Annotated in this window: 24 protein-coding genes; 13 read left to right on the top strand and 11 right to left on the bottom strand. The window is 46.7% G+C overall.

The features are described 5' to 3' along the window. The first annotated feature begins 21 nt into the window (after nucleotides 1-21). The 3 genes from NBZ79_RS14445 (at nucleotide 22) to NBZ79_RS14435 (ending at nucleotide 4,190) form a co-directional block, all read left to right on the top strand. The gene (locus NBZ79_RS14445; protein WP_251933249.1) at nucleotides 22-816 is read left to right on the top strand and encodes a hypothetical protein; all 795 of its coding nucleotides are present in this window, start codon (nucleotides 22-24) and stop codon (nucleotides 814-816) included. A gap of 42 nt (nucleotides 817-858) precedes the next feature. After that, on the top strand, nucleotides 859-2,757 hold the full coding sequence (locus NBZ79_RS14440) for a nitrilase-related carbon-nitrogen hydrolase (RefSeq protein ID WP_251933248.1): 1,899 nt from the start codon (nucleotides 859-861) through the stop codon (nucleotides 2,755-2,757). A gap of 89 nt (nucleotides 2,758-2,846) precedes the next feature. Then, the gene (locus NBZ79_RS14435; protein ID WP_251933247.1) at nucleotides 2,847-4,190 is read left to right on the top strand and encodes a sugar porter family MFS transporter; all 1,344 of its coding nucleotides are present in this window, start codon (nucleotides 2,847-2,849) and stop codon (nucleotides 4,188-4,190) included. A gap of 276 nt (nucleotides 4,191-4,466) precedes the next feature. On the opposite strand, the gene NBZ79_RS14430 is transcribed toward NBZ79_RS14435, so the two are convergent. Further along, nucleotides 4,467-5,129 (bottom strand): hypothetical protein, encoded by a 663-nt coding sequence (locus NBZ79_RS14430; RefSeq protein ID WP_251933246.1) that lies wholly within the window; start codon nucleotides 5,127-5,129, stop codon nucleotides 4,467-4,469. 238 nt (nucleotides 5,130-5,367) lie between these two features. Here NBZ79_RS14430 and NBZ79_RS14425 point away from each other — a divergent pair, with 238 nt between their 5' ends. Together NBZ79_RS14425 and NBZ79_RS14420 are read left to right on the top strand one after the other, a co-directional pair. Next, nucleotides 5,368-5,922 (top strand): paraquat-inducible protein A, encoded by a 555-nt coding sequence (locus NBZ79_RS14425; RefSeq protein WP_251933245.1) that lies wholly within the window; start codon nucleotides 5,368-5,370, stop codon nucleotides 5,920-5,922. A 111-nt stretch (nucleotides 5,923-6,033) separates the two neighbouring features. Then, entirely contained in the window at nucleotides 6,034-6,813 is a 780-nt protein-coding gene (locus NBZ79_RS14420) for an SAM-dependent methyltransferase (RefSeq protein ID WP_251933244.1), read from the top strand. A gap of 12 nt (nucleotides 6,814-6,825) precedes the next feature. Here the strand turns inward: NBZ79_RS14420 and NBZ79_RS14415 are convergent, their stop codons facing one another. From NBZ79_RS14415 to can, 3 genes are all read right to left on the bottom strand, one after another. Continuing rightward, nucleotides 6,826-8,004 carry a vWA domain-containing protein gene (locus NBZ79_RS14415; protein WP_251933243.1) on the bottom strand — a complete coding sequence of 393 codons (1,179 nt, stop codon included), beginning with the start codon at nucleotides 8,002-8,004 and terminating at the stop codon, nucleotides 6,826-6,828. A gap of 15 nt (nucleotides 8,005-8,019) precedes the next feature. Continuing rightward, nucleotides 8,020-8,865, bottom strand: coding sequence for an AAA family ATPase (locus NBZ79_RS14410; RefSeq protein ID WP_251933242.1), 846 nt, complete (start codon nucleotides 8,863-8,865; stop codon nucleotides 8,020-8,022). A 140-nt stretch (nucleotides 8,866-9,005) separates the two neighbouring features. Continuing rightward, a complete protein-coding gene (gene can / locus NBZ79_RS14405; RefSeq protein ID WP_251933241.1) occupies nucleotides 9,006-9,644 on the bottom strand; it encodes a carbonate dehydratase in 639 nt (212 codons plus the stop codon). Nucleotides 9,645-9,861: 217 nt separating this feature from the next. On the opposite strand from can, the gene NBZ79_RS14400 reads away from it, so the two are divergent. Together NBZ79_RS14400 and NBZ79_RS14395 are read left to right on the top strand one after the other, a co-directional pair. Further along, a complete protein-coding gene (locus NBZ79_RS14400; RefSeq protein WP_251933240.1) occupies nucleotides 9,862-11,109 on the top strand; it encodes an MFS transporter in 1,248 nt (415 codons plus the stop codon). Nucleotides 11,110-11,315: 206 nt separating this feature from the next. Continuing rightward, nucleotides 11,316-12,221 (top strand): RNA polymerase factor sigma-32, encoded by a 906-nt coding sequence (locus tag NBZ79_RS14395; RefSeq protein ID WP_251933239.1) that lies wholly within the window; start codon nucleotides 11,316-11,318, stop codon nucleotides 12,219-12,221. Here NBZ79_RS14395 and NBZ79_RS14390 read toward each other — a convergent pair. Further along, nucleotides 12,213-12,953 (bottom strand): SOS response-associated peptidase, encoded by a 741-nt coding sequence (locus tag NBZ79_RS14390; RefSeq protein WP_251933238.1) that lies wholly within the window; start codon nucleotides 12,951-12,953, stop codon nucleotides 12,213-12,215. The genes NBZ79_RS14395 and NBZ79_RS14390 overlap by 9 nt on opposite strands. Before the next feature lie 236 nt (nucleotides 12,954-13,189). Here NBZ79_RS14390 and NBZ79_RS14385 point away from each other — a divergent pair, with 236 nt between their 5' ends. Next, nucleotides 13,190-13,399 (top strand): hypothetical protein, encoded by a 210-nt coding sequence (locus tag NBZ79_RS14385; RefSeq protein ID WP_251933237.1) that lies wholly within the window; start codon nucleotides 13,190-13,192, stop codon nucleotides 13,397-13,399. 19 nt (nucleotides 13,400-13,418) lie between these two features. Here NBZ79_RS14385 and NBZ79_RS14380 read toward each other — a convergent pair whose 3' ends face one another. After that, on the bottom strand, nucleotides 13,419-14,123 hold the full coding sequence (locus NBZ79_RS14380) for a cytochrome c biogenesis CcdA family protein (protein WP_251933236.1): 705 nt from the start codon (nucleotides 14,121-14,123) through the stop codon (nucleotides 13,419-13,421). Nucleotides 14,124-14,328: 205 nt separating this feature from the next. On the opposite strand from NBZ79_RS14380, the gene NBZ79_RS14375 reads away from it, so the two are divergent. Next, nucleotides 14,329-15,339, top strand: coding sequence for an NADPH:quinone oxidoreductase family protein (locus tag NBZ79_RS14375; protein WP_251933235.1), 1,011 nt, complete (start codon nucleotides 14,329-14,331; stop codon nucleotides 15,337-15,339). 37 nt (nucleotides 15,340-15,376) lie between these two features. Here the strand turns inward: NBZ79_RS14375 and NBZ79_RS14370 are convergent, their stop codons facing one another. Next, a complete protein-coding gene (locus NBZ79_RS14370) occupies nucleotides 15,377-15,697 on the bottom strand; it encodes an ArsR/SmtB family transcription factor (protein WP_335682983.1) in 321 nt (106 codons plus the stop codon). Between the two features lie 649 nt (nucleotides 15,698-16,346). Between NBZ79_RS14370 and NBZ79_RS14365 the strand changes: the two genes are divergently transcribed. Continuing rightward, nucleotides 16,347-17,036, top strand: a complete 690-nt coding sequence (locus NBZ79_RS14365; protein ID WP_251933233.1) for a cell wall hydrolase — start codon at nucleotides 16,347-16,349, stop codon at nucleotides 17,034-17,036. 1 nt (nucleotide 17,037) lies between these two features. Here NBZ79_RS14365 and NBZ79_RS14360 read toward each other — a convergent pair whose 3' ends face one another. Further along, nucleotides 17,038-17,901, bottom strand: a complete 864-nt coding sequence (locus NBZ79_RS14360; protein ID WP_251933232.1) for a DMT family transporter — start codon at nucleotides 17,899-17,901, stop codon at nucleotides 17,038-17,040. A gap of 188 nt (nucleotides 17,902-18,089) precedes the next feature. Between NBZ79_RS14360 and NBZ79_RS14355 the strand changes: the two genes are divergently transcribed. After that, nucleotides 18,090-19,220, top strand: a complete 1,131-nt coding sequence (locus tag NBZ79_RS14355) for a TauD/TfdA family dioxygenase (RefSeq protein WP_251933231.1) — start codon at nucleotides 18,090-18,092, stop codon at nucleotides 19,218-19,220. On the opposite strand, the gene NBZ79_RS14350 is transcribed toward NBZ79_RS14355, so the two are convergent. Further along, complete coding sequence (locus tag NBZ79_RS14350; protein WP_251933230.1) at nucleotides 19,217-20,239, bottom strand: SDR family oxidoreductase; 1,023 nt, start codon at nucleotides 20,237-20,239, stop codon at nucleotides 19,217-19,219. The two genes, NBZ79_RS14355 and NBZ79_RS14350, sit on opposite strands and share 4 nt — an antisense overlap. 148 nt (nucleotides 20,240-20,387) lie before the next feature. Between NBZ79_RS14350 and NBZ79_RS14345 the strand changes: the two genes are divergently transcribed. Together NBZ79_RS14345 and NBZ79_RS14340 are read left to right on the top strand one after the other, a co-directional pair. After that, nucleotides 20,388-21,074: a 2OG-Fe(II) oxygenase gene (locus NBZ79_RS14345; protein ID WP_251933229.1), complete on the top strand. Its 687-nt coding sequence runs from the start codon at nucleotides 20,388-20,390 to the stop codon at nucleotides 21,072-21,074. Between the two features lie 215 nt (nucleotides 21,075-21,289). Continuing rightward, nucleotides 21,290-22,237 carry a GlxA family transcriptional regulator gene (locus NBZ79_RS14340; RefSeq protein ID WP_251933228.1) on the top strand — a complete coding sequence of 316 codons (948 nt, stop codon included), beginning with the start codon at nucleotides 21,290-21,292 and terminating at the stop codon, nucleotides 22,235-22,237. 14 nt (nucleotides 22,238-22,251) lie between these two features. On the opposite strand, the gene NBZ79_RS14335 is transcribed toward NBZ79_RS14340, so the two are convergent. Both NBZ79_RS14335 and NBZ79_RS14330 read right to left on the bottom strand, forming a co-directional pair. Further along, entirely contained in the window at nucleotides 22,252-23,079 is an 828-nt protein-coding gene (locus NBZ79_RS14335; RefSeq protein ID WP_251933227.1) for a hypothetical protein, read from the bottom strand. A gap of 15 nt (nucleotides 23,080-23,094) precedes the next feature. Further along, entirely contained in the window at nucleotides 23,095-23,760 is a 666-nt protein-coding gene (locus tag NBZ79_RS14330; protein ID WP_251933226.1) for a class I SAM-dependent methyltransferase, read from the bottom strand. Between the last annotated feature and the right edge of the window lie 104 nt (nucleotides 23,761-23,864).

Below are 23,864 nucleotides of genomic sequence, written 5' to 3'. Positions count from 1 at the left end.
CTCAATAGCAGGTGCTGAACAATGATGATGATTTTTATAAAGATCGTTGTGACGTCAGCAATCGTGCTCGGTCTCTCCTGGTTAAGTGAGCGTGTTGGGCCTCGCATCGCGGGTATCTTTGCAGGCCTTCCACTTGGCATAGCGGTCAGCCTGTTTTTTATGGGCGTTGAGCAAGGCCCGGAATTCGCGTCCTCTGCGTCACTTTCCGCACTTGGCGGGCTCGGAGCATCGCTTGTCTTCTGTTATGTCTATTGGAAATTTTCCAGTTTATTGGGGGCCTGGAATGCTGTTTTGACATCAGTAATTTCAATAACTGTCTTTCTTCTTGTTGCTGCGGCGCTGGGGCTGTTGCCTCAGAACAGGTGGATATTGACAGCTGTAACAGTGACAATTACCGGTATTGCAATATTCCTGTTTCGGGATATTGGCAAAAATGATGCCGGAAGCCGCAAGGAGGTAAAGGTTACACCAACCATGCTGGTCATTCGCGCAGCTGTTGCGACGGCCATTCTTCTCATTATTACAGGATTGGCAAATGTGATCGGGGAAAAATGGGCAGGCCTGCTTTCAGGGTTTCCCATTACGCTCTATCCAGTGTTGCTAATCGTTCATGTGACTTATTCGAAGGAAGAAGCCCATGGCATTATCAAAGGTTTTCCATACGGTATTGGTAGTTTGATTATTTGCGCTTTAGCCGCGAGCTATTTGCTTGTTCCTTTAGGTGTTTATTGGGGCATGCTCGCGTCTATTGCTCTTTCAACAATATATTTAGCTGCCGCGGCGGCGGTAATGTGGAAAAGCATCAAAGGTACTTAGTATTTATTCTGTTATTGAACCATCTCAATAAAAAAGGATTTTATGATGAAGATCTTGGCGAGTGCTTATATCCTTCTGACTCTATGTATGTTTTTCCCTGCCTCTGCATCAGAGAAGCCTTCCTTTAAGGTGGCAGCCATTGAATTCAACCCCGTTTTTAAACAGCGCGAGCAAAATTTTCCGGCGATGGAAGCGTTGGTCAAGCAGGCCGCAGAAAGTGAAGCCAAACTTATTCTTTTTCCGGAAATGAGCACAACAGGTTACTTGTATGGATCGCGATCTGAAATTGCTCCATTCGTTGATACAATCCCTGGAAAAACAACCTCTTATTTTGAAGAGCTTGCCAAGAAATACGCGGTATATATTGTTGCGGGAATGCCGGAAGTCGATGATGCTACCGGGATGTACTACAATGCTGCCTTCCTGGTCGGACCAGACGGGCTGGTCGGGAAGTATCGAAAAAACAACCTCTTCTTGTTGGAAAGTGGATGGGCCGCTCAGGGAAATCTGGGAATACCCGTTTTTGACACCGAGCTTGGTAAAATATCAATTATCATTTGTTACGATGATTATTTCTACCAATCGACGCGCCTTGCATCGCTAAAAGGTGCAAACCTTCTCGCGTTCATTGCAAGTTCAGGTCGAATGTTAAACCCCGATCCTGATATGGCCGGCGTTCACATTTCAATCTCAGATGTACAGCAGCAAGCATTACAGAACGGTCTGTTTGTTGTTGCAACTAACCGGACCAATATTGAAAAAAATGATGCACTTGGGATCGGTGTGCATTATCTAGGCGGCGCCTCCATTTGGGACCCTCTCGGAAAAAACATCGCGCAAGCAGCCGTGAGTACGCAAAAGGGGCAAGCTTCAAACGACGCAGATCCAACAATATTATATGGCAATATTGATCGATCTCTTTATGAAAACTCAGCCAAGGAATTGTTAAAATACCGTCGGCCTGAACTCTATGGTGATATAACCCTGAACATGTCACCAAGACCAATGATGGCGTCGCGGCTATCTCATGATGTCAACGCACTTTTGGTGCAATATACGCCACAGGCCAATGATATGGCCGCCAATAAATCTAAAGTAAACACTTTGCTGGAAGAGAATGTCTCGCTTGTCACCAATTTGATTGTGTTCCCGGAATATTCTTTAACGGGTCCACCATTATCGACTGAAAAAGCCAAAGAGCTGGCTAACTCAGCCGATGAAATAAATGCATACTTCAGTGTTCTGGCTAATCGACATGACAGTTATCTGGTCTATAGCACAGTCACTAAAGACAGTGAGAAATATTATAAAACCGCCCGCATACTCGGTCCTCAGGGTAAAATTGTCGGCGAGTATCGTAAAACGCACCTGAATACAAAAGAAAAAAAATGGCTCACAGCCGGGAATGATATCCCGGTAATTGACACGAAAATAGGTCGCATTGGTCTATTGATTGGTGATGAGGTGTTGTATCCGGAGGCCGCTGATGTTCTTAGCGTCAGGAGGGCAGATATGATTGTCGTACCGGTTTCCTGGACTGGTCAATATGGGATAGCCGATGAACTCGACAAAGGATTCCTGACCCGTAAATACCCCTCTAATACAAATGTAATCTGGTATGCGACCGCTAAAAATGCGCAAGCTTATTTGATGGCGGCGAACTTTGTGAAAACGGATCAGGAATTTCTCGGAAGCAGCGGGCTTTATTCCCTTGATCCTACGAACGGATATTATCCTCCAGTTGTGGCGTCACGTGATCAAGAAGAAGTGTTGGCTGTCAATTTCCAGACAATCGCTCCGAAGACATGGTGGACAAGCCAGCAGTTTATCATCGATGGCCGAAGACCTGAGCTCTATATTCCACTAGTATTGAACCCTACTCAAAAATGTTTTCAGAGATGGCAGGAAAGTACTGATTATTTTGTTTCTTGCTGGAGGTAATAGTGGCAGGCGTATTGTATTGATGCTTTTCCTCTCTGTTCGGATATAATGACTATCGAAACTGGTATCAGTACTGAGATAAGAGCGTCATGAAGAAGCGAACAACTGGATTTATCTATTTTACCACCTGTGTCATTGCCCTCAGTGGTTTGCTCTTCGGGTATAACTCGACGGTAATTGCGGGAGCAATTTTGTTCATTAAAATCGAGTTTTCACTCTCACCTTTTCAAGAAGAAATGATTATCGGCATTTTATTGTTTGGCGCCCTAATTGGGGCCGCGTTAGGCGGGCCGCTTGCTGACCGATTTGGTCGTCGTCAGGTTCTATTTATTATCGCTATTATCTTCTTTTTGGGAATCCTGGCCTCCGCACTGGCACCTAATTTGTCTTCAATTGCGATTGCTCGGGGCGTCGTGGGTATTGCTATCGGGATGGTTTCTGTAGTTGGGACACTATATTTGGCGGAAATTTCTCCAGACCATCTTCGCGGTAAATTGATCGGCATCTACATGTTAGCAAATATGGGGGGCGTCATCTGTGGATATCTGGTCGAACTTGCATTTGATACCACAGGGAACTGGCGATGGATGCTTGGTTTTCCAGCTTTTATAGCGATACCTTTTGCTGCCGGAGTCTGGATGCTTCCGGAAACGCCGCGCTGGTGTATATGTAATAATCGTCCTGATCAAGCCCGCGACGCTTTGGAACGACTTCGCGCTACTGATAATGTTGGCGGGGAGTTGGGCAGAATTCAAGCTGGTGTTTCACCCCAAGCGGGGGGCTGGGCAGGGCTTCTTGGAAATGATGTCAGGCCCATACTGGTCATCGGCCTTGGAATAGGTATTTTCCAACGGGTGACAGGCATAAGCATTGCTTTCTTTTATGGACCGACGATTTTTGGGTTTGCGGGTATGGAATCTGTGTCTTTAGAAATACTGGCGGGTGTTGGAATTGGCGTAGCTCTGTTCATAGGTCAGTTTGTCTCGATGCTGCTCGTTGATAAGGTTGGTCGCCGTCCGCTTCTCCTTTGGGGATATGCTGGGATGGTAGCCGGATTAGTTCCATTGGGGCTGGCTTTTGCAACCGGGGGAGAAACCCTGCTGATCAAGTGGATGGCAGTAGGGGGTGTAATGCTGCTTGCCGGAGCATGGGCAGCTGGCCCTGCTAGCGTAACCTTTCTTCTGATTGCGGAGCTTTTCCCTCAACATGTAAGAGGGCCCGCCATGAGTGTCACGACTATGGCTATTTGGTCGTCCTTTATGTTGGTTACATTTAGTTTTTTGAGCATAATGGAAAGATTGGGGCCTGCTTTAACTTTTTGGAGCTATGCAGCCATCGCTGCATTTGCTTTTATTGCGGTTTTCTTCCGCGTTCCTGAAACCAAGGGTAAAAGTCTTGAGGAGATTTCCTCTAGTCTGAAGCGTCAAGAGTGACACTGAAGACATCGTAAAAAATGATTTTGCCGATTCAGGTTTCGCATCTCAGTCTATCCAGACGGCTTCGCTCATGTTCATCCTCACCTGACAACGCTAGCGAGCACGCGTAGCGAAGGGACCATAATTCACGCGGTGATGAAGAAGGGAATTGATAGCGATAGTAATCTTTTTGATATTCTTGATAAAAACGAAGGCTCGATTAACATTGTTGCAAGGGCTGAATTCTTATGTAAACAAACCAATAAGCTGGATTTCTGAGACCAAGCGAACCTTTTATTTTTTAATTGGATTGCTCGGAAAAGAGAGTTCGTGACGTGCCCGCCATTCTTCGGTGACGTAGTTGATAATCAGCCCTTTTCGAACACCGTTTATGGTCCGCGCATTAAATCCATGCCAAGTATTATCAGACGGGACAAAAACAAAAGCCCGATTGCTTTTATATGGCGTATTATGATGGAACGTATCTTTATCACGGTAAATAGAAGAGCCCCAGGAATGTGCTTCCTCATCGTTGGACAGGCCCAATAACATCGTGAATTTTTTAACACCGAGATCCGTATGTGGTTCCAGCCAAAAACCGTCACTATCTTGAGAAAACTCGATCCTCAAATATGTTCCGGCGAGATCAATACTGAATTTTTCTTCAATCGCCTGTACCGTATCGGCATCTTGAAAAAGATTTGAAATGGTGTCGCAGGCGGGAACATTTCTTCGCCGGTCCACGTCAAAATAACCTCGTTTATCATTATTTTCCTCACGTCGACCTAATGCATATTCCATAGTTGTGAGTTTCGTCTTTATATCCAGTAATTCATCTACTGCTTCGGTAGGGAACACATTATCAATCTGCCAAAGAGGATAAGGATCGTCAATTTTCTGACTACGAATTAAACTATCAGTAAACGCATTTTTACAATCTACAAGAGAATATGCCATAATTTCACACTCTTTTTTGTTGAAAACGAGAGTCCTTCGACTGGTTTCGCTACGCCGAAGGATGAATATAGTCACTAATAGAAAAAGTTCTATTTTAATGTTTGAATTAGTATCATAGCAAATTGTAGAAATAACGACAAAATGTTCGAAAATTCAGAATATTGTTCGAACAGGATTACCGTTAAGCGGTAAAATAGATATAGTCAGATGTGAAGAGGGAAAGGTCGGATACATATCGATGCACTGGTCACTGAAAAATTTATTGGTCGGCCGACCGGATAGACAGACAATCTCAAAGTTTGCCAAGGGCCGGGACCGGTACATAGGCGTAGGGTTGCTCGTGTCAGCAGCGTTGTTGGGTATCGCGCTGTCTCAATCCATCGTCACTGTGCAGAATTTTCACAGTTTGAACGGCTCTTACTCTCTGATTGATGGTATGGTAGCGCTGTTCAAAACCGGGCAGGCAGCCATTGCAATGCTTATTCTTGTAACCACAATAGTTGTACCGATCATCACGCTCTCAAGCGCCTTCGAGATTTGGTATAAGCATGAGTTGCAAAGTGAAAGATTTCCCCATAAAGCCCAACGCCTCCGTCGGTATGGGCGGCTTTGGTATTTAGTATTCGGATCAGTCTTAATAGGCATTTATCTCATCCAAAATAGCGAAATAGAAGCAACTATTCACGCACCTATTTACTACCTGACTGTGTCATTAGCGCTACAGAAACTTGCCTTGGTCAGAATGGAACCCCTAATAAACTCTATACAATTTGTCGAAGATGATATGACGTAAATACAAATTAAGAAATTCGTTATAAGTGTGAATATATAATCTGACGACTGCAAATCTTTTGCGCATACGTGATGTTTGCTTGTTGTTGACGGCAATTAGTGGAGTAATCAGTTGGTACGTTATTTCTTTACCCGGACCGCCCGGATTCCCGGCTTTGAAGTTGAACATAATCAGTTTTTACGGACCGCGCGAACGGTTTTCGTCAATTTCAAGTATCGAGGTTTTGTCCCGACAATACTAGGTATCATGGCTAGGTTTGCTTCCAAACTCCAACTCCCGGTTATGCAAAAATTCATGTTCCAGGAACAAGGCAGCGAATATACTTGGCTGGACACAGGCGGGATTGTTGAAGTTCAAAATCTTGATTTGCCGGAAGAAAAACAAAGAGCAGCGACACGGTACGAAGCGGCGTCTGAGTATGAATTCAGAGATGTTGTTGAGAGGTTAAAAATTCCCTATAAAAAGTATCATTTTCTTGATTACGGGTCTGGAAAAGGGGCAATTCTGGCTGCCGCTGTGGCTTATCCTTTTAAGTCTGTCGTGGGTGTTGAGCATAGTCTGATGCTCCACGAGGTTGCGACAAAAAACATACTGGAAATGAAGCGCAGGAACAGTGTCGCAGCCGAGGCGCTTAATTCCGTACATGGCGATGCTGCGACTTATCAACTCGCCCCAGAGCCGCATATCATATATCTTTACAATTCTTTTGATGCGAACATATTAAGGGCGGTTGCGGAGAGAATTACGCATGATTTGGTAGGGGTCCAAGAGCCTATATATTTCCTTTACAATAATCCCATGCATCATGTGGTCCTGGACGAAAACGATAAATTCCAAAAAATATCGTCTCCATTCGGCGGAAAATGGATGGTCTATTCGGTTAGCCCGTGACAGGCACGAGAGTTACCGATTTAACTCTTTCATCGCCCCTTCAAGGCCGCCAATGGTAAGAGGGAACATTCGATCCGTCATCAACTGCTTCATCATCTGAACAGAGGGTGTATAATCCCAATATTTTTCAGGAACCGGATTGAGCCAAACAGCTTTGTGGTAAATATTCAGCATCCGTTCCATCCAGGCCTGACCGGGTTCCTCATTCCAGTGCTCCACACTGCCCCCTGCATAGGCGATCTCATAAGGGCTCATGGTCGCATCGCCTACAATGATCAGTTTATAATCGGCAGGATAGGTATGAAGAACGTCCCATGTAGGCATAAATGCTGAATGCCGTCGGCTATTTTCTTTCCACAGCTTTTCATAAACGCAATTATGGAAATAATAGAATTCCAGATGCTTAAATTCACTGCGCGCGGCTGAGAAAAGCTCTTCACAGGCTTTAATATGGTCGTCCATGGAGCCGCCAATATCAAACAGGATAAGCACCTTGACCGTATTATGGCGTTCAGGGCGCATTTTTAAATCCAGAAATCCGGCATTACGGGCTGTTGAGCGAATGGTATCATCCAGGTCCAGTTCATCTGCCGCTCCTTCGCGGGCAAATTGCCGGAGTCGCTTCATGGCCACCTTTATATTACGGGTGCCGAGCTCAATGCTGTCATCAAGATTTTTATATTCCCGCTTATCCCAAACTTTTACGGCTTTACGATTGCGGCTTTCCTTTTGGCCGATGCGGATTCCTTCTGGATTATAGCCATATGCCCCAAACGGAGATTTGCCGGCAGTTCCAATCCATTTATTGCCGCCTTGATGTCGCTTTTCCTGCTCCTTCAATCGTTCCTGGAGGGTCTCCATAAGTTTTTCCCAGCCGCCCATGGCTTCAACTTCTGCTTTTTCCTCGTCGGTGAGGGATAGCTCTGCCAATTTCTTGAGCCACTCATCGGGAATTTCAACCGTTTGGTCATCTGCGATAAACTCAATCCCGTTGAAGCAGTGACCAAATACCTGGTCAAACTTGTCGAGGTTCTTCTCATCTTTCACTAAAGTAGTGCGTGATAGATAGTAAAAATCATTCACAGAATATTCGGCACAGCCCGCTTTTAAAGCTTCAATCAACGTAATATATTCGCGCAGCGTAACCGGTATCTGAGCATCTTTGAGCGTAAAGAAAAATTTGGTGAACATAGGTGTTCTCCGTTGTTATCGTTGCTCGCGCCGGGACAGAAAAGCCAATCGTTCGAACAAATGGACATCCTGCTCGTTCTTCAGCAATGCGCCATGCAAAGGCGGAATAAGCTTTGACGGATCTTTTGATCGAAGGACATCTTCTGGAAGATCTTCCGACATGAGAAGTTTTAGCCAATCAAGAAGTTCGCTTGTTGACGGTTTCTTTTTCAACCCTGGTGTTTCACGAACATCAAAGAACACTTTCAAAGCATCCCGAACCAGCTCCTGTTTTGCATCCGGGTGATGCACATCAATAATCTTCTCCATGGTTTCTGTATCGGGGAAGCTGATATAATGGAAGAAACACCGGCGCAGAAAAGCGTCGGGAAGTTCTTTTTCGTTATTCGATGTAATAATCACCAAAGGACGATGAGCAGCTTTAATTGTCTCTTGCGTCTCGTAGACAAAAAACTCCATGCGGTCGAGTTCCTGTAACAAGTCATTTGGAAACTCAATATCCGCTTTATCGATCTCATCAATTAATAAAATAGGGCTTTCATTGGCAGTAAATGCCTCCCACATCTTTCCAGGACGAATATAGTTGGAAATATCATGCACCTTGTCCTCCCCCAATTGCGAATCGCGTAAGCGGGAGACGGCGTCATATTCGTACAACCCCTGTTGGGCTTTTGTGGTTGATTTGATGTTCCATTCGATAAATTGTTTGCCAAGCGCGTTTGCCACTTCTTGGGCCAAAACTGTTTTACCCGTGCCCGGCTCCCCTTTAATCAAAAGAGGGCGCTCCAATGTAATCGCCGCGTTTACGGCGATCATCAGATCTTCCGTTGCAACATATGTATCTGTACCTTTAAATTTCATGCCGTACTCTCAATTTCTTATTTCTTAATTAGTGACCTGCGGCGCCCGCGATTTACTGGAAAATAGGACGGGTGGAAACAATGATCAAGTAAATTGACAAAAAGTCAATTATGAGGCTGTTTCCGCATACCGTTCTTTCATCAGGATAGTGACTTAGGATAATCGGGGCCACGTGTTTCAATCCGCCCTTTTTCAAAGTGAACCAGATCGCGCAGCAAGCCATCCCGGATTGAATAAATGATGCCATGAACAGAGAAAGATTGTCCCGCGTCCCAGGCATCCTGAACGACCGTTGATGCGCAGACATTCTGCACTTGTTCAATAACATTTAGCTCGCAGAGTAAATCGGAGCGTTGCTGATCTGTTGTCGCACTATCCATAGCCGATTTATTATGCCGGATAATCGAGCGAATGGGGCGTAACCAATTGTCGATCATTCCGAATTTCTGGCCGGAAAGGGCGGCTTCAACACCCCCGCAACCGTAGTGACCACAAACAATTACGTGCTTAACTTTCAGAACTTCAATTGCATATTGCAAAACGGACAGACAGTTTAAGTCCGAAGGAACAACAATGTTTGCCACATTGCGATGAACAAAAACGTCGCCGGGCGGCAGGTCAACGATCTGATTTGCCGGCACACGACTGTCAGAGCAACCGATCCACAAATATTCCGGATTTTGCTGGTCGACCATTCTTTCGAAAAAATCCGGTTTATTTTCCTTTGTCCGGGCAGCCCAATCTTTATTCCGTTGAAATATTTCGTAAAAACTGTCCATGAATGGGTTTCCTTCAACACGTGGTTTTTAACAGTTAGGGTGTCGCCAAAAATTCCTGCGAGATTAATATTCGTAAAATCGCTTTTGGGAAACAGCTAATTTGAAATTTTGGTAATCTTCCACGGAGATGACAAGGGTCATTTTATGCAATTCGTTTGACAAATAATTTAATTAGGCAGACCGTAGTCTCAAAAGAAATCGTTAGTAAGCGAACTCAATGCCTTCAGAAAATCGGCCAGCTGCCGTAAAAAGACATGCCTTTTACATCTTCCTGATTTGCGCGGTGATGTTTGGCCTTGGCCAGTTTCATCGTATGTCCGGGGCTGTAGTCATGCCGCCTATTGCCAAGGAAATTGGCATTGCCGTTGAAGGCTTGGGCATTGCGGCTGCGGCATTATTTTTTGCATCAGCTTTTGTTCAGGTGCCGATCGGCATGCTGCTTGATCGCTTTGGTCCGCGCATTATTATCCCCAGTATCGGTGTCCTGGCCGTTATCGGATCTTTGATGATTGCTTTGGCAACCAATTTCAATGAAATACTTATATCTCGAATTCTCATCGGGCTCGGCTTTTCCGCAACGATGATGTCGGCATATGTTCTTTTTGCAAAATGGTTTCCGCCGACGAAATTTGCGACACTGGCCTCTTGGTTGATGGCGGCTGGTAGTATTGGCGGGATAATGGCGTCAGCGCCTCTTGCCGGGATGATTGAACTGTTCGGATGGCGATCGCCCTTTATCTTTGTGGCAGGCGCAACTGTGGTCATGTTGCTGATCGGTATTGTTGTTATCCGGGATGCGCCGCCAGCCTATAGCAATAGTCTCGATACGCCGTCGACCATAGGCCAGAGTATTCGTGGGTATCTAAAAGTGTTGAGCCATCCCCGGTTTTTCAATTTGCTAGCCATGGGATTCGTCGCATACGGACCTGCTGTGGCAATTATTGGGATGTGGGGTGGGCCATATCTTGAAGATACCTATGGTCTGGACGGGTGGGAACGAGGCCAGGTACTGTTTCTTATGATGATATTTGTACCAATTGGAGCCTTGTTTTTCGGTCCTTTGGATCGGATCTTCAAACGCCGAAAGGCAATTGTTTTTACTGCTGTAACAACTGAATTGATAGCTTTCGGAGTACTGGGGCTAGGAGAAAATTTATCGATTTTTGTCGTCACATGTCTTTTCGTCTATATAGCGTTTGTTCAACAATATTACGTTGTTCTGGCAGCTCAATGCCGAGCTGCTTTCCCCGATCATCTGGTTGGCCGCGCTAACTCTACTTTAAATCTGATCAGTATTACTGGCGTAGGGTTTATGCAATCGATGTTTGGCTGGATTTTAGCGATAAATCCCGAAGCAGGATATCAGCACTCATTTATGTTCGTCAGCGGCATACTTGTTATAGCCTTATTGGTCTATTCAAGATCAAGCGAAAAGCCGATGAAAGAAACGGTTGCCCCCGCCTAAATTTAACCACTCTGATCTGATCTAATTCTTCTTTCGTATAACAAATTGGAAGAAAACAGAGGTCGTCACCTCCGATCACGATTGTATCAGGATACCTGTTAAATAATGGACAAATCGGCGAAAATCCTTATATTTTATAGTATTAATATGAATGAGCTGTTCCTGATATCAACTGTCTAGATAAAGTTTGGTGAGAGGAAACTCACATGACTAAGCATGATACGACACTTGCAATAAAACGAAACAGAGCGTTTGTTTCCGAAGCAATGTCGATCCCTCTTTTGACACGAGAGCGCGAATTCGAACTGGCATTTCTCTGGCGAGATCATGATGACGAGAAAGCCCTACATGAACTCGTGTCGGCATATATGAGGCTCGTTATATCCATGGCGACCAAATTCCGAAATTATGGCTTGCCAATGGGTGATTTGGTGCAAGAAGGTAATATTGGTTTAATGCAGGCTGCATTTAAGTTTGAGCCGGAACGGGAAATTCGATTTTCAACCTATGCCAGCTGGTGGATAAAATCAGCAATGCAGGATTATATCCTGCGCAATTGGTCGATTGTCAGATCCGGAACGAGTGCGTCTCAAAAATCACTGTTTTTCAATTTGAGATGGCTACGGGCGAAAATTCAGAGTTCTGATGATGGCGGGTTCTCGTCGGATACCTTGGATGCCATTTCCAGAAAACTGAGGATAAAGATCGGTGAGGTCGAGAAAATGGCCAATCGCTTGTCCGGCCGCGATCAATCCTTGAATGCTCCGATCGGTGAGAACGGGGATGACAGTCTGGAAGATTTTTTGCCGGACACCGGCCCGACGCCCGAAGAAGCTGTGATAAAATCCCTGGATGGCGAGATCAGATCTCGTTGGCTGGATTTGGCGTTGCATGAATTAACCGATCGTGAACAGCTGATTATTCGTGAAAGAAGGCTGCAGGACGACAAAACAACCTTGGAAGTGTTGGGCGGTCGGTTAGGCATAACCAAGGAAAGAGTCCGTCAGATAGAGCATAAGGCGTTTGAAAAATTAAGGGCATCCGTTGTCCGAATTAGCCGTGAAGAACCTGTTAAAGGGAATTCCCCAGCCCTTAAACCGGTTTCAGAATAGTTCCTGTTGAGGGTTCGATGTGATGCTTTCACAGGGGGCAATCAAGCTGGCATCGTCATTGCGGACATTTCCAACACTCTGTGACACTTTGTGAAAAGTCAGTTTTGCACTGTCGAAAGGCTGCAACAGGTCGTCTTCTGACCCGCCTTCATACCATTGACCAAATTTGGCCTTGTCGATAATAACCGGCATACGGTGATGGATAAATGCAATGCTGTCTGCTGCTTTCGTCGTTAATATGGTACAGCTCTCCAGCGTTTTTCCCTCAGGATCTGTCCAACTTTCCCAAAGCCCGGCAAAAGCAAATAAGGGTGTGTCTTGAAGGCTTATGAGCCAAGGCTGCTTTTTCGTTTTTCCCAATTTTTGCCATTCATAAAACCCATTAGACGGGATAAGGCAGCGACGGGACTTGTAAGCGGAACGAAACGCCGGTTTGTCAGCAACGGTTTCTGATCGCGCATTGATCATTTTGGCACTGTATTCTGCTGATTTTGCCCATGAAGGAATTAAGCCCCAATGGGCTGAGAAAAGCTCTGTTCCGGAAGCTGACTTATTTGATGGTAAACGGACAGCTGCGATTTGCGTCGTCGGGGCAATATTGTACCTGGCCTGAAGGTTTGGGCTCGCTTGAAAACCGAAAAGTTGCCGGATCGCCTCTACCGGACTTGTTAAGTTGAATCTTCCGCACATCTTGACGACCTGATCTACATAATACTTCGCTATTATCAGCATAAAAGATATCCAGCCACAGGAGAAGATTATATTGCGGCCAGGCAAAGCTAATGATCTTCAAAATGTGACGACCGATACAGTTTTTCCTTTATTATCAAGTATTGCTGCCCAATACCTAAGATATTTCTTGAACTTCAATGCCGGAATAATATCTACACGGCTAACGCACCAAAAATGTGAATAATTTCAGCGCCGAAACTATCTGAACAAATGTTTCGGCTTGAGGAATGAGAAAGATGCGGGACGAAATCAAAACAACTTGGATCATTGCGGGCCTTTTGGTCGCCGTGATGGGATTGAGCTCTTTATTGGCTGACAGCTCCAATGTCCTCGCTCAAAATGAGCTGGATATCACTTCAGTAGCCACCGGGACGGTTGTTGCTAAAAAAATTACTGAAAAAGATGATACCTGTGGCTGGGTCGGCTCTCTCTTTTCAAAATCATAAGCGGCGGAACAGGCCAGTTTTACCCGAGATTTGCTAACCCAGGAAATGCTTCCAAGAACCAATAGGCGAGTATCTGGAACTGACCTGAGAATATCAGGACGCCCGTTGCAATTAGAATGAGGCCGGTTCCGATTTCAACTGTTTTAAAGTATTTTCTAAACCGACGCATGAATTTTAAAAACGTGTTCATTGCAAAAGCCGCAAGGATAAACGGTATGCCAAGGCCGAGGGAATAGACCCCGAGTAAGCTTACGCCATATCCAAGAGAGCTCTCGCTTGCGGCCAGAGCCAGGATAGTTCCTAAAATGGGCCCGATACAAGGTGTCCAGCCAAACCCGAAGGCCAGTCCGATTATGTAGGCACCAAACCAGTTCTGTGGTTTATCCACATTATTGAAGCGAGCTTCCCGGTAAAGAAAGGGAATGCGAACGAGGCCGGTCATGTGGATGCCAAAAATAATAATGACGGCCCCTGCTATTTTTGACAACAGCTCAAGATGTTCGATAATCAGCCGATTAATGAAAGAGGCCGATGCACCGAGCAATATAAACACCGTGGAGAACCCCAAGACGAAAATTACCGCCATGGAGACAACTTGCCAGTTTATTCCCCTGCGGACTGGTTCTTTTTCATCCAGGTCAGCCAGTTGATCAAGACTTGTACCGGCGACAAGGCACAGATAGGCAGGGACAAGTGGCAATACACATGGGCTAAGAAAACTCACAAGTCCTCCACCAACAGCTGCTGCGTAAGAAATGTCCAGACCACCCATTATGTTATTCAATCCACTAAAACGCCGAGTTTAAATTCTACGTGCCACAGATAACCCTTTTCCAAGACATGTTCCAGTCACAAGATCGTGGAAAAAAGTGTGGTATCAGTCCACAATGGAAAATCAATAGTAAAATTGAAATAATAAGAAAAAAGATATGACTGACAAGACTTCCAAAATGGCGATTTGCATGAGCCTGGATGGCCCAGGGGCCGTTGTTACCAAAGAAAGGCCCCTGGAACCGTTGAAAGCCGGAGAATACAGAATTCGGATGCGGGCGGCTGCACTGAATTTCCCCGATTTGCTTATGACATATGGAAAATATCAATTCAAACCTGAGGTGCCATTTGTTTTGGGAATGGAGGGGGCCGGTGTCATCGAAGAATCACGGGATACAGATTCTGATTTTTCCCTCGGCGATCCGGTGCTGGTAAAGGGCAAAACGGGCGCGTTCGCTGAATATATGACTGTTACACGTGCACAATTGGCAGCAATGCCCAACACCCTGACGTTTGAAGAGGCTGCGGCCTATGCCGTCACCTATTCAACCGCACATGTATCCCTGGTGGATAAGGCGAAGCTTAGACCGGGCGAAACCGTTTTAATACTTGGTGCTGGCGGTGGCGTTGGCCAGGCAAGTGTCGAGGTTGCTAAAGCAAAAGGAGCTATTGTAATTGCGGCCGCCAGTTCCGAGGCAAAACTCGCCCTCGCCAAGCGGAGTGGGGCGGATTTTCTTATTAACTATCAAGAAGTCGATTTCGCTGCTGAAGTTCAGAGGATTACTGAAAATGCAGGCGCGGATGTTATTCTTGATCCAGTTGGCGGACAGTATTTTGAGAAAAGTTTTGACTGTATAGCCTGGGCGGGACGCATATTGATTGTCGGTTTCGCCGGGGGAGAATTTGGTGTCCTGAAAACAAATTTACCTTCTGAAAAAGGATGTTCTGTTATCGGTGTGCGTGCTGGAGAATTTGGCCGACGCGATCCCGTTGCGGGACGCGAAAGCTTTGATAAGTTAATCAAACTTACGGAGGAAAATGATTTGAAGCCGCTGATCGGGAAACGGTGGGAGCTTCATCAGATCAAAGAAGCGCTGGCGACAATGGAGCAACGGGATGTCGTGGGCAAGCAGGTCGTAACAATTGACGAGCCAATAAAATACGGATGAAAGGACTTAACCCTTCATCCGCAAAAATAATTAGAAACTAAGCGACTTCAGCTAGTTTTCTGTCATCTGCTACGAAAATTGAAAACAATAGTTCCAATACTTCAACGACATTCTCGTCCTGCAATGAATAGTAAATCGTTTGCGCGTCTCTACGCGTCTTTACAACTTCTTCTTTGCGTAACCGGGCAAGATGTTGGGACAGGGCAGATTGACTAAGGCCAACTATCTTTTCCAATTCACCAACGGAACGCTCTTTATCGACTAAGTTGCATAGGATAAGCAGTCTGTGTTTATTTGACATCGCCTTGAGGAAGCGGCTGGCGTCCAAGGACTTTTCTTGTAGTAGGGAGATATCCATTAAAAAACCATCTTATTTGTTGTGTACATGAAAATGCTTAACCGCTCATATATCAATTTTGTGAATTGATGCAAGCAAAACAATAATGAAATACAAAAAAGTTATGTAGAAATGTGATGTACGCTACTATATGGAGAATGGTATTGTACTTCAGCATCTCATTATAAAAACTGAAGGGCCTGAAGAAGAGGGCTTGTTTGGCGGGTTTCAATCAGTATAAAAAAGTAATATACGCTCGGAAAAATATATGTTACTTCCTCTCCTAGATTCTATTGGCGTGGCTTATCTCAATTGATCAAAGGCTCACTTTGCAGCCTTCTACCTCATTTGAGGGATAGGATCTGCAGGAAATAGTTAATAACATTGAACTCCTGTTTTTTCATTATAAGTTGTTGTTTTATAATGGATATCAGTAATGCGAGCCAGATTAATTGAATGAGCTAAGGTATCTGTTGATTAACCATAAATTTGAATTGATGGTTAATAATAGGTAAAAAAATTGAAGGTAATCCCCATGTTTAGGGGATGAGTCAAATTGTGATTGGCTGGTAAGTCTTGTTTAACGAAGGGGTCGCAGTAACTTGGGACCTTTTTTGCAAATAATAACGGGACCGGCGCAATGCGAAACCTGCGGGATAGAATATTTAAAATGGCAAAAGCACGATCTCATGAAATAGGCGTCGCATTAGGTTCAGCGACCATATTGACAATCATGGTTATCAGTTTTGGGCTGTTATTCAGAATTGGCGCTGCTGCTGATTCTACGGAGAAGTTTGCTTTCGTAAAGTCTCAGAAGACCGCTCAAAGCGCTATACTGGATCAAAAAGTAAAAGATTTGCAGGCGAAACCGGATACTTATGCACAATTGACCGACCTCGATATGCCGGATGCGCATAGCCTGAACAAAACCTACAAAAGCGTAGATTTATTCGGTCGGACTTTTACTTCAGAAGATATGTGTATTGCGCAAGCTGTCTATTTTGAAGCCAGAAGTGAGCCGCTTGTTGGCCAGGTTGCCATTGCTGAAGTGATATTGAATAGGATCGTTGATGAGCGATATCCGGATACCGCATGTGCCGTTGTCTTTCAAAACAAGCATCGTCGACACAAGTGCCAGTTCTCCTTTGCCTGTGACGGCCAGTCCGACCGTCCGAGAAATACGCGATCCTGGGAAAAAGCTTTAAAGGTGGTTGCCCTTGTCATGAAAGGCGAGCGCAGCGGTATTGCAAAGCGTGCTACGCATTATCATGCGTCTTATGTAAATCCGAGATGGAGCGCGCACCTGAATAAACTTGGGCAGGTTGGAAGTCATATTTTCTACCGAGAAGAAGTGATCTAGTTTACTTCTTTTTCCAGAAACCCAGACATGAATGCAAAATGAGCGTTGTGATCACCAGCGTTCCGCCAATAAGCGTCTCTGAGTGCGGCACTTCGTTGAGGACGAGCCAGACCCAGAATGGCCCCAATATACTTTCCAATAGCATTAACAGACTTACTTCCGGCGCCGGAATATAACGGGGGCCAATTGTAATAAGACTAAATGCCAAGGGAAGAATAAACAGCCCCAGCAAAATGAGATAGGCGAAGCCCTCTGGTGTTACGGAACCAGGGTCGGCCAACGGAAAAGCTATGGCAGCGACCATGAGGCCTGACAACCCCAGAGACGGTACCATATCGATATCTTTTGCGTGGCGTACGGTTGTGATTTGTCCGGCCAGGCCGAAAGCGCAAACAAGCGCAAAAATATCTCCATGGCGGCTGCCACCTCCCAGGCTACCGATGAAAATCAGACTGATACCGCCAACACAGATCAGGATTGCGATCCATGTTAACGGGGCGATCCGCTCTTTCAGGAAGATGCGGGACAGAACTGCGGCCCATAAAGGGGCCGTTGCAATAATGACAAGTGTGTTTGCGACACTGGTATGTGTTATCGCCAACACAAAAAATATTGTGCTTAAAGTAAACAGGGCTGCGGCAAGGATCCCGCGTTTACCCATAACCGTCAGAAATCCTATGCTGCTGCGGCCATGACGAATTACATAATATCCCCAGACGCCTGCGGAAAAAAATAATCCGCGCCAAAATAGAACTGTCCATCCGTCAGCTCCAATAAGCCGGATAAGCAAACCGTCGGGCGACAAAATAATGACACCAAGGGTCGTGATAAGCGTGCCATATAAATGAGGCGATAGTTTTGCCATAGTGATCCCGTTCGGAAACAAGCGAAAAGAAGAGTAGGGGTCTGTCTCATTTCTCTATCGTTAAAGTCACATTAATCCAAGAGAAAACTCCTTGAGCTGGATAGGAGGAACGCTGATTTGGTTTGTACAATGTCAAATAAGTTGCCATTCTCCAGTCAAATCGACGGAAAATGCAAAGGATGAAATCCATGGCGTCAAGTTGCAGTATAAAATCTATCGAAACAACAGCCGACAGTCTGGAAATGGAGTGGTCTGACGGCCATCACAGCCGGTTTCATTATATCTGGTTGCGTGATAACTGCCCTTGTCCTGAATGTCTTCATCCCCAAACAAATGAAAGAACTTTTGATGTGATGACAATAGCAGCAGATCAACCTGTCCTGACGTCGCTGGATTTACAACAACATCAACTGGCGATTTGCTGGGAAGACGGTCATGTAAGCGAATTTCACCCAGATTGGCTTCGTATTAATTGCTACTCAAAATCGGCACGAGAAGCCAAGCGGGAAAAGCCGGTTTTATGGACGGCGAAAGTAAAAACAGCGTTGCCGGAAATCGACTATGAAACTGTCATGAAAAGTGAGGCAGCTGTGCTGGCCTGGCTGGATATGCTGGTGGATTACGGGTTTGTCCTCATACGCAATACGCCGACAGTTCCAGGACAGGTTACCCGGGTCGCCAATCGTATCGCGTATTTGCGGGAAACTAATTTCGGCCGGGAATTTGATGTTATTTCAAAACCTGATCCCAATAATGTGGCCTATACAGCCCTGAAGCTGGAATCCCATAGCGATTTGCCCAATTGGGAATTGCCGCCCGGAACACAGTTTCTGCATTGTTTGGAATTTGATGCAGAAGGGGGGGAGAGTACGCTGGTTGACGGGTTCTGTGCTGCCCGTCAATTGGAGCAAGAGGATCCTGCAGCCTATGAGATCCTGGCCAAGCTGCAAATTCCGTTTCGATTTCATGATCAGGATTGGGATGTACAATGGACTGCGCCGACCATAGCCCGGGACAAGCTCGGGGATCTAAAGGAAGTAAGGTTTCATGCCGCCCTAACGGCGCCTCTTGATCTGGATTTCGACGATGTCCTGCCTTTTTATCGAGCCTACCGCGCCTTTACTGAAATCGTGAGAAGACCGGAAAACATATTATCCCTGAAGCTCCGGCCGGGCGACCTGCTGGTTTTCAATAACCGCCGGGCACTTCACGGCCGGGCGGCTTTTAATCCGGACAGCGGCCCGCGCCATCTTCAGGGATGCTATGTGGATAATGATGCCGTCCTTAGCAAGCGCCGGATATTGCGGGCGAAAGCCTAGACGATCTTATGCTCGATCAGGCTGTCCACGGTCTCGATCAGCGAGGTATCGAGGTCGATCGGCTGCCACTGAAGATCCTGGCGGATACGGGTTGTATCGAACTGAGAAACCTGACCTAACCGCGGGACAATCAGTTTCAGGGTCGGATTGAAGTTCGCCAGTATCCGGACGAGCCAGCTGGGGATGCGGCGCAGCGGAACCTTAAAATCCGACCCGGCAAGATGCGTATGGACCTGTTTGGCAATATCGTAATAATCCCGATAGCCAGTCACACAAATATAGCGGTTTCCAGGCGCCTCATCAGCTGTCAGGGCGGCCACATGCGCCACCGCAACATCCCGCACATCGACAAGACTGAAGCCAATATCCGGAATGCCCGGAACCTGGCCCGAGAGCAATCTGCGAACCACTTCATGGGAGGCACTTGTATCCGGATCGATCAGGGGTCCGAGGACGAAACCGGGGTTAATCATGACAAGTTCCGGGCGGTTATCTTCGGGCAGGGAGTTGATATAGTCCCAGGCCGCCCGCTCGGCGATGGTTTTGCTTTTGGGATAGGGGCCGATATCCTGAGTGACATCACTCCAATGGCTTTCATCAAAGGTTGCTGTCGTATCAAGGCCACCGGAAACGGAGGCGATTGACGAGGTCATGACAATGCGGGAAACCTGAGCCGCTACGGCCGCTTTCAGGGCCCGCAACGCGCCATCACGCGCCGGGATAATAAGCTCATCTTCGTCTTCGGGCTGCTCCACCGGTAAGGGAGACGCCATATGCAGCAGGTATTTTGCCCCCGAAAGCGCCGTGTCCCATCCCTCATCAGTGGATAAATCAGCTTTGGCAAAACTCAGGTTGGTCACATCGCACTGGCCAGCGAGACTGGCCGTCAGCCGTTCAATACGGCCAAGATCGCGCACCGTGCCGCGAACCGCATATCCTTTTTCCAGCAATATTTTGATCGTGTGCTGAGCGATAAAGCCCGATGCGCCGGTGACCACAACCAGATCTTTATTATCCATCTTCGCCTCCCCATATAATAGGCAGGCAGTCTATACTAATTTGCATCAGGTGCACTTAGAAATACCATGTCGGGTATCGGGGAAATTTTGTTTCAAACAGATGGTATCAGATATCTGTTTGAAGGATCAAAAGGAGAGGGCATCTTTGATGGGCATCGATTGGACGAGAATAACAGAAGATCTGAACAGCAGGGGATTTTCCTGTCTGAGAAACCTGCTGACGGAAACAGATTGCACGGATCTGGTTGCGCTTTATGACGAGGAGGACCGCTTTCGAAACCGGGTTGTGATGCAACAGCATGGCTACGGACAGGGAGAATACCGCTATTTCTCCTATCCATTGCCAGATCAGGTATCATCTCTGCGAGAGCAATTCTATCAGCCCCTCTCTGTGATCGCCAATGATTGGTCGGAGAAACTGAAAGCCGACATGCGATATCCCGACCATTTGGAGGATTATACGGACATTTGCCACAGATCCGGTCAGCGACGCCCGACCCCTCTTTTGCTGAAATACAAGGCTGGTGACTATAATCGGTTGCATCAGGATCTGTATGGAGAGCATGTTTTTCCGCTACAAATGGCCATCCTGCTCAACCAGCCCGGCGCCGATTTTACAGGTGGGGAATTCGTCGTGACGGAGCAAAGTCCGCGCATGCAATCGCGCGCGACGGTTGTCGGCCTGAATCAGGGGGACGCCCTTATATTTGCTGTTAATGACCGGCCCAGAATGGGCTTGAAAAGGATGTCCCGGTTGAAAATGCGGCATGGCGTCAGTGAGATTACGTCAGGAAACAGACATACGCTGGGGATCATTTTTCATGATGCAACTTAAAAGAGCTGACTTGCATATTTCGTTCTAAATACGACAGGGGTAAAATGACCGGGAGGCTACCCTGACACCCGTTTCCATCCCTTTGCACCTCTTTCGTTGGCGTAATGACTCAATTTTGTTGCAGTTCAGGAATTTTCCGTAGATATTCTGTAGACGGCATCGCCTGATCTGCAATAATTGCTCGGGTGTAATTGGTAAAGTGGGGGCAGTTTCATTTGCATACTCCCAAAAAATTCGGGTTTGTTGTAACCCCCAAAAGCAGTATGAATTGCCTTGTCTGCGGCATTGATACGCTGCGAATTGCCAATCGTATGAGCGGGCAGCATCTGTACGACTGGAACATCCTGACCATAAATGGTGAAAGCGAACGCTGTAGCAGCGGTATCGAGATTTTGCCTGATTTGTCCTTTGAAGAGGCCACCAGCCTCGACATTCTTTTCGTTCTGGGCGGGCTGGAGACAGATAAAATCAATGACGAGCATTTGCTGGCCGAGCTGCGCCGGATTGCCCATCACGGCACGGAGATAGGCGCCATGAGTACGGGTGCCTTTATTCTGGCAGCGGCGGGCCTGCTCAATAACTATCGATGTACAATCCACTGGGAAGGCGCCATCAGCCTTCAGGAGCGGTATCCGCAGGTAATTTTTACCGGAAGTCTTTTCGAGATAGACAGGAACCGCTATACCTGCGCGGGCGGAACCGCCGTGATCGATATGATGTTACATATGATAACAGAGCAGCATGGATCCAAGCTTGCACAGGATATATCCCTTCAGTTCATGCATGATCGCATTCGGACCCATCATGACAAGCAACAGGTTGTGCGAAAATTGCAGTTGGCCGCGAAATCCCAAAAGCTTCTGTCCATTGTCGAAATAATGGAGCAAAATATCGAGGACCCCATTTCACCCGAGAACCTGGCGGCGACGGTTGGGATTTCGATCCGTCAGGTAGAGCGGCTTTTCCGCCAGCATACAGATAAATCGCCGGCCCGCTATTATATGGAATTGCGGCTGGAGCATGCACGGTTGCTGCTGCTGCAAACCAGCATGTCCATAACAGAGATATTTATAGCATCAGGCTTTACGACACATTCACATTTTGCCAAAAGCTATCGAGAGCAATATGGCATCAGTCCCAGCAGGGAACGAAAACCTAAATAGATCGATCGGAAACGCTAACGTTGAGGCCGTTTGGGTTGTATTAACCGGCGAAGGCGGTGCCGCAATTTATGCCGTTTGAACGGGTTTGCAGAAGAGGGCTTTCCGGTCCAGGCCATGTCATAAAGATATTCCCGGGTCCAGTCGTCGCCAAGCTCGAAGGCGCGCGTCCGGTTGTCGCTGATCATAAGGCCAGCTTGCCGCCCGCTCCGGAAAGTCGCACTCTGTGGCCAGTCAGCCTCGGCCCACACGGTGCCATACCGGTCAACCAGATAGGGCTTTTTGCCCTGATCGCGCACTTGCTGGGTGAAGCTATTTGGTCCCGATTCCATGGCGCGGGCGTCTTCCTTGTCCCGGATATCGATAAATGACATCTGCTGCAGGCACGCGGATGACATCATAAAGCCGTTCGACCGCACATGTATATTGGGGAAGGGCGGATCAAGCGCGCCCGAACTTTCCCAGCTGCCGGTCGCCCCGACGATACCGGCCTGCGGCGCCGTCGTCAGGGCATTGAACAGAAAAGTCAGCCAATTGTCGCCTTCAATTTGGCTGAAAGAATTCAGGAAACAGAAATAATCATACTTCAGGTCATTGGCAACGGCGACATAAGGGCCAATGTCGAGCCCTCCATCGCCTGCAAAATCATACCGTTTGTACGCGACATCACCGAGGAGTGACAGGAAAGGGGCGTCTTCATCCGCCTTGAAATCCTTGAAGATTAGAACCAGGTCATGATCAGTGGGGTCTGCATGCCGTCGGTAGGAGACAAGGAATTGGGCAAACGGTTCTATCCCGTTTGCCTTTCGGATCAAATGCACAACGGCGATTGACGGCCCTGGCATCCTGTTCTTTCCCGGTTAGGACAATAACTTGGAAATTTTCTTTCGAAGGCCCGTTTTAGGGCCGTTCACGGCCAAATATTTCCAGACCGAAATACCGAAGCGAGTATCAAAATTAGCCAGCATTTCGAAATCAGGGTCTTTTTCAAGTTCCTTGAACACCCGGACACAATCGGGGACGGCACCCGTATCATGGAAGACGAAAATGCAATCCTTCTTGACGATTTCCTTGGCCAGCTCGATATCCTGCATCAGGCCTTTGTAACTATGATCCCCGTCGATAAAGGTAAAATCGATTTGTCCCTGATACGGCAGCAATGCTTTGCGGGCTTCCTTCGAGTGGGAATCCATGATCAGTTCAAGAACCAGATTGGTGTTCACCGTTGGCTTGATCCGCTCCCAATGAACGAAGGCTTCATGCAGGCCGATATCCAGAACGATGGTTTTTTCAACCTGGTAATAGTCACGCAGGAATTTAGTCTGACCACCAGAGGCAATGCCGATATCCAGGCTGAATTTTGACGGGGGTAACTGGGTCGCCATATAATGGACGAAATCCGCATATTCATCCGGGTCCTGTTGAAGATACAATCCGTTTTCATTTTCAGGAAAATGAAAAAACCCTTCATCAGAAGAGCCGGCTTCTATGACAGCTTGTTTAATTTGATCGCGCGAAATTTCCACGTTACTTATCCATTCGATTCAGGTCTCAAGACTACCCACTATTGAGAGCCCATCTATAAACAATCAATCCCCTCTTTGCAATGATTGCGGCGTATAATTCCCTT

This window comes from Sneathiella marina (assembly GCF_023746535.1).
In the GTDB taxonomy this organism is placed as follows: Bacteria; Pseudomonadota; Alphaproteobacteria; order Sneathiellales; family Sneathiellaceae; genus Sneathiella; species Sneathiella marina.
Note: the sequence above shows the minus strand (reverse complement) of the source record. Positions and strands in the feature narration are given on the sequence as shown.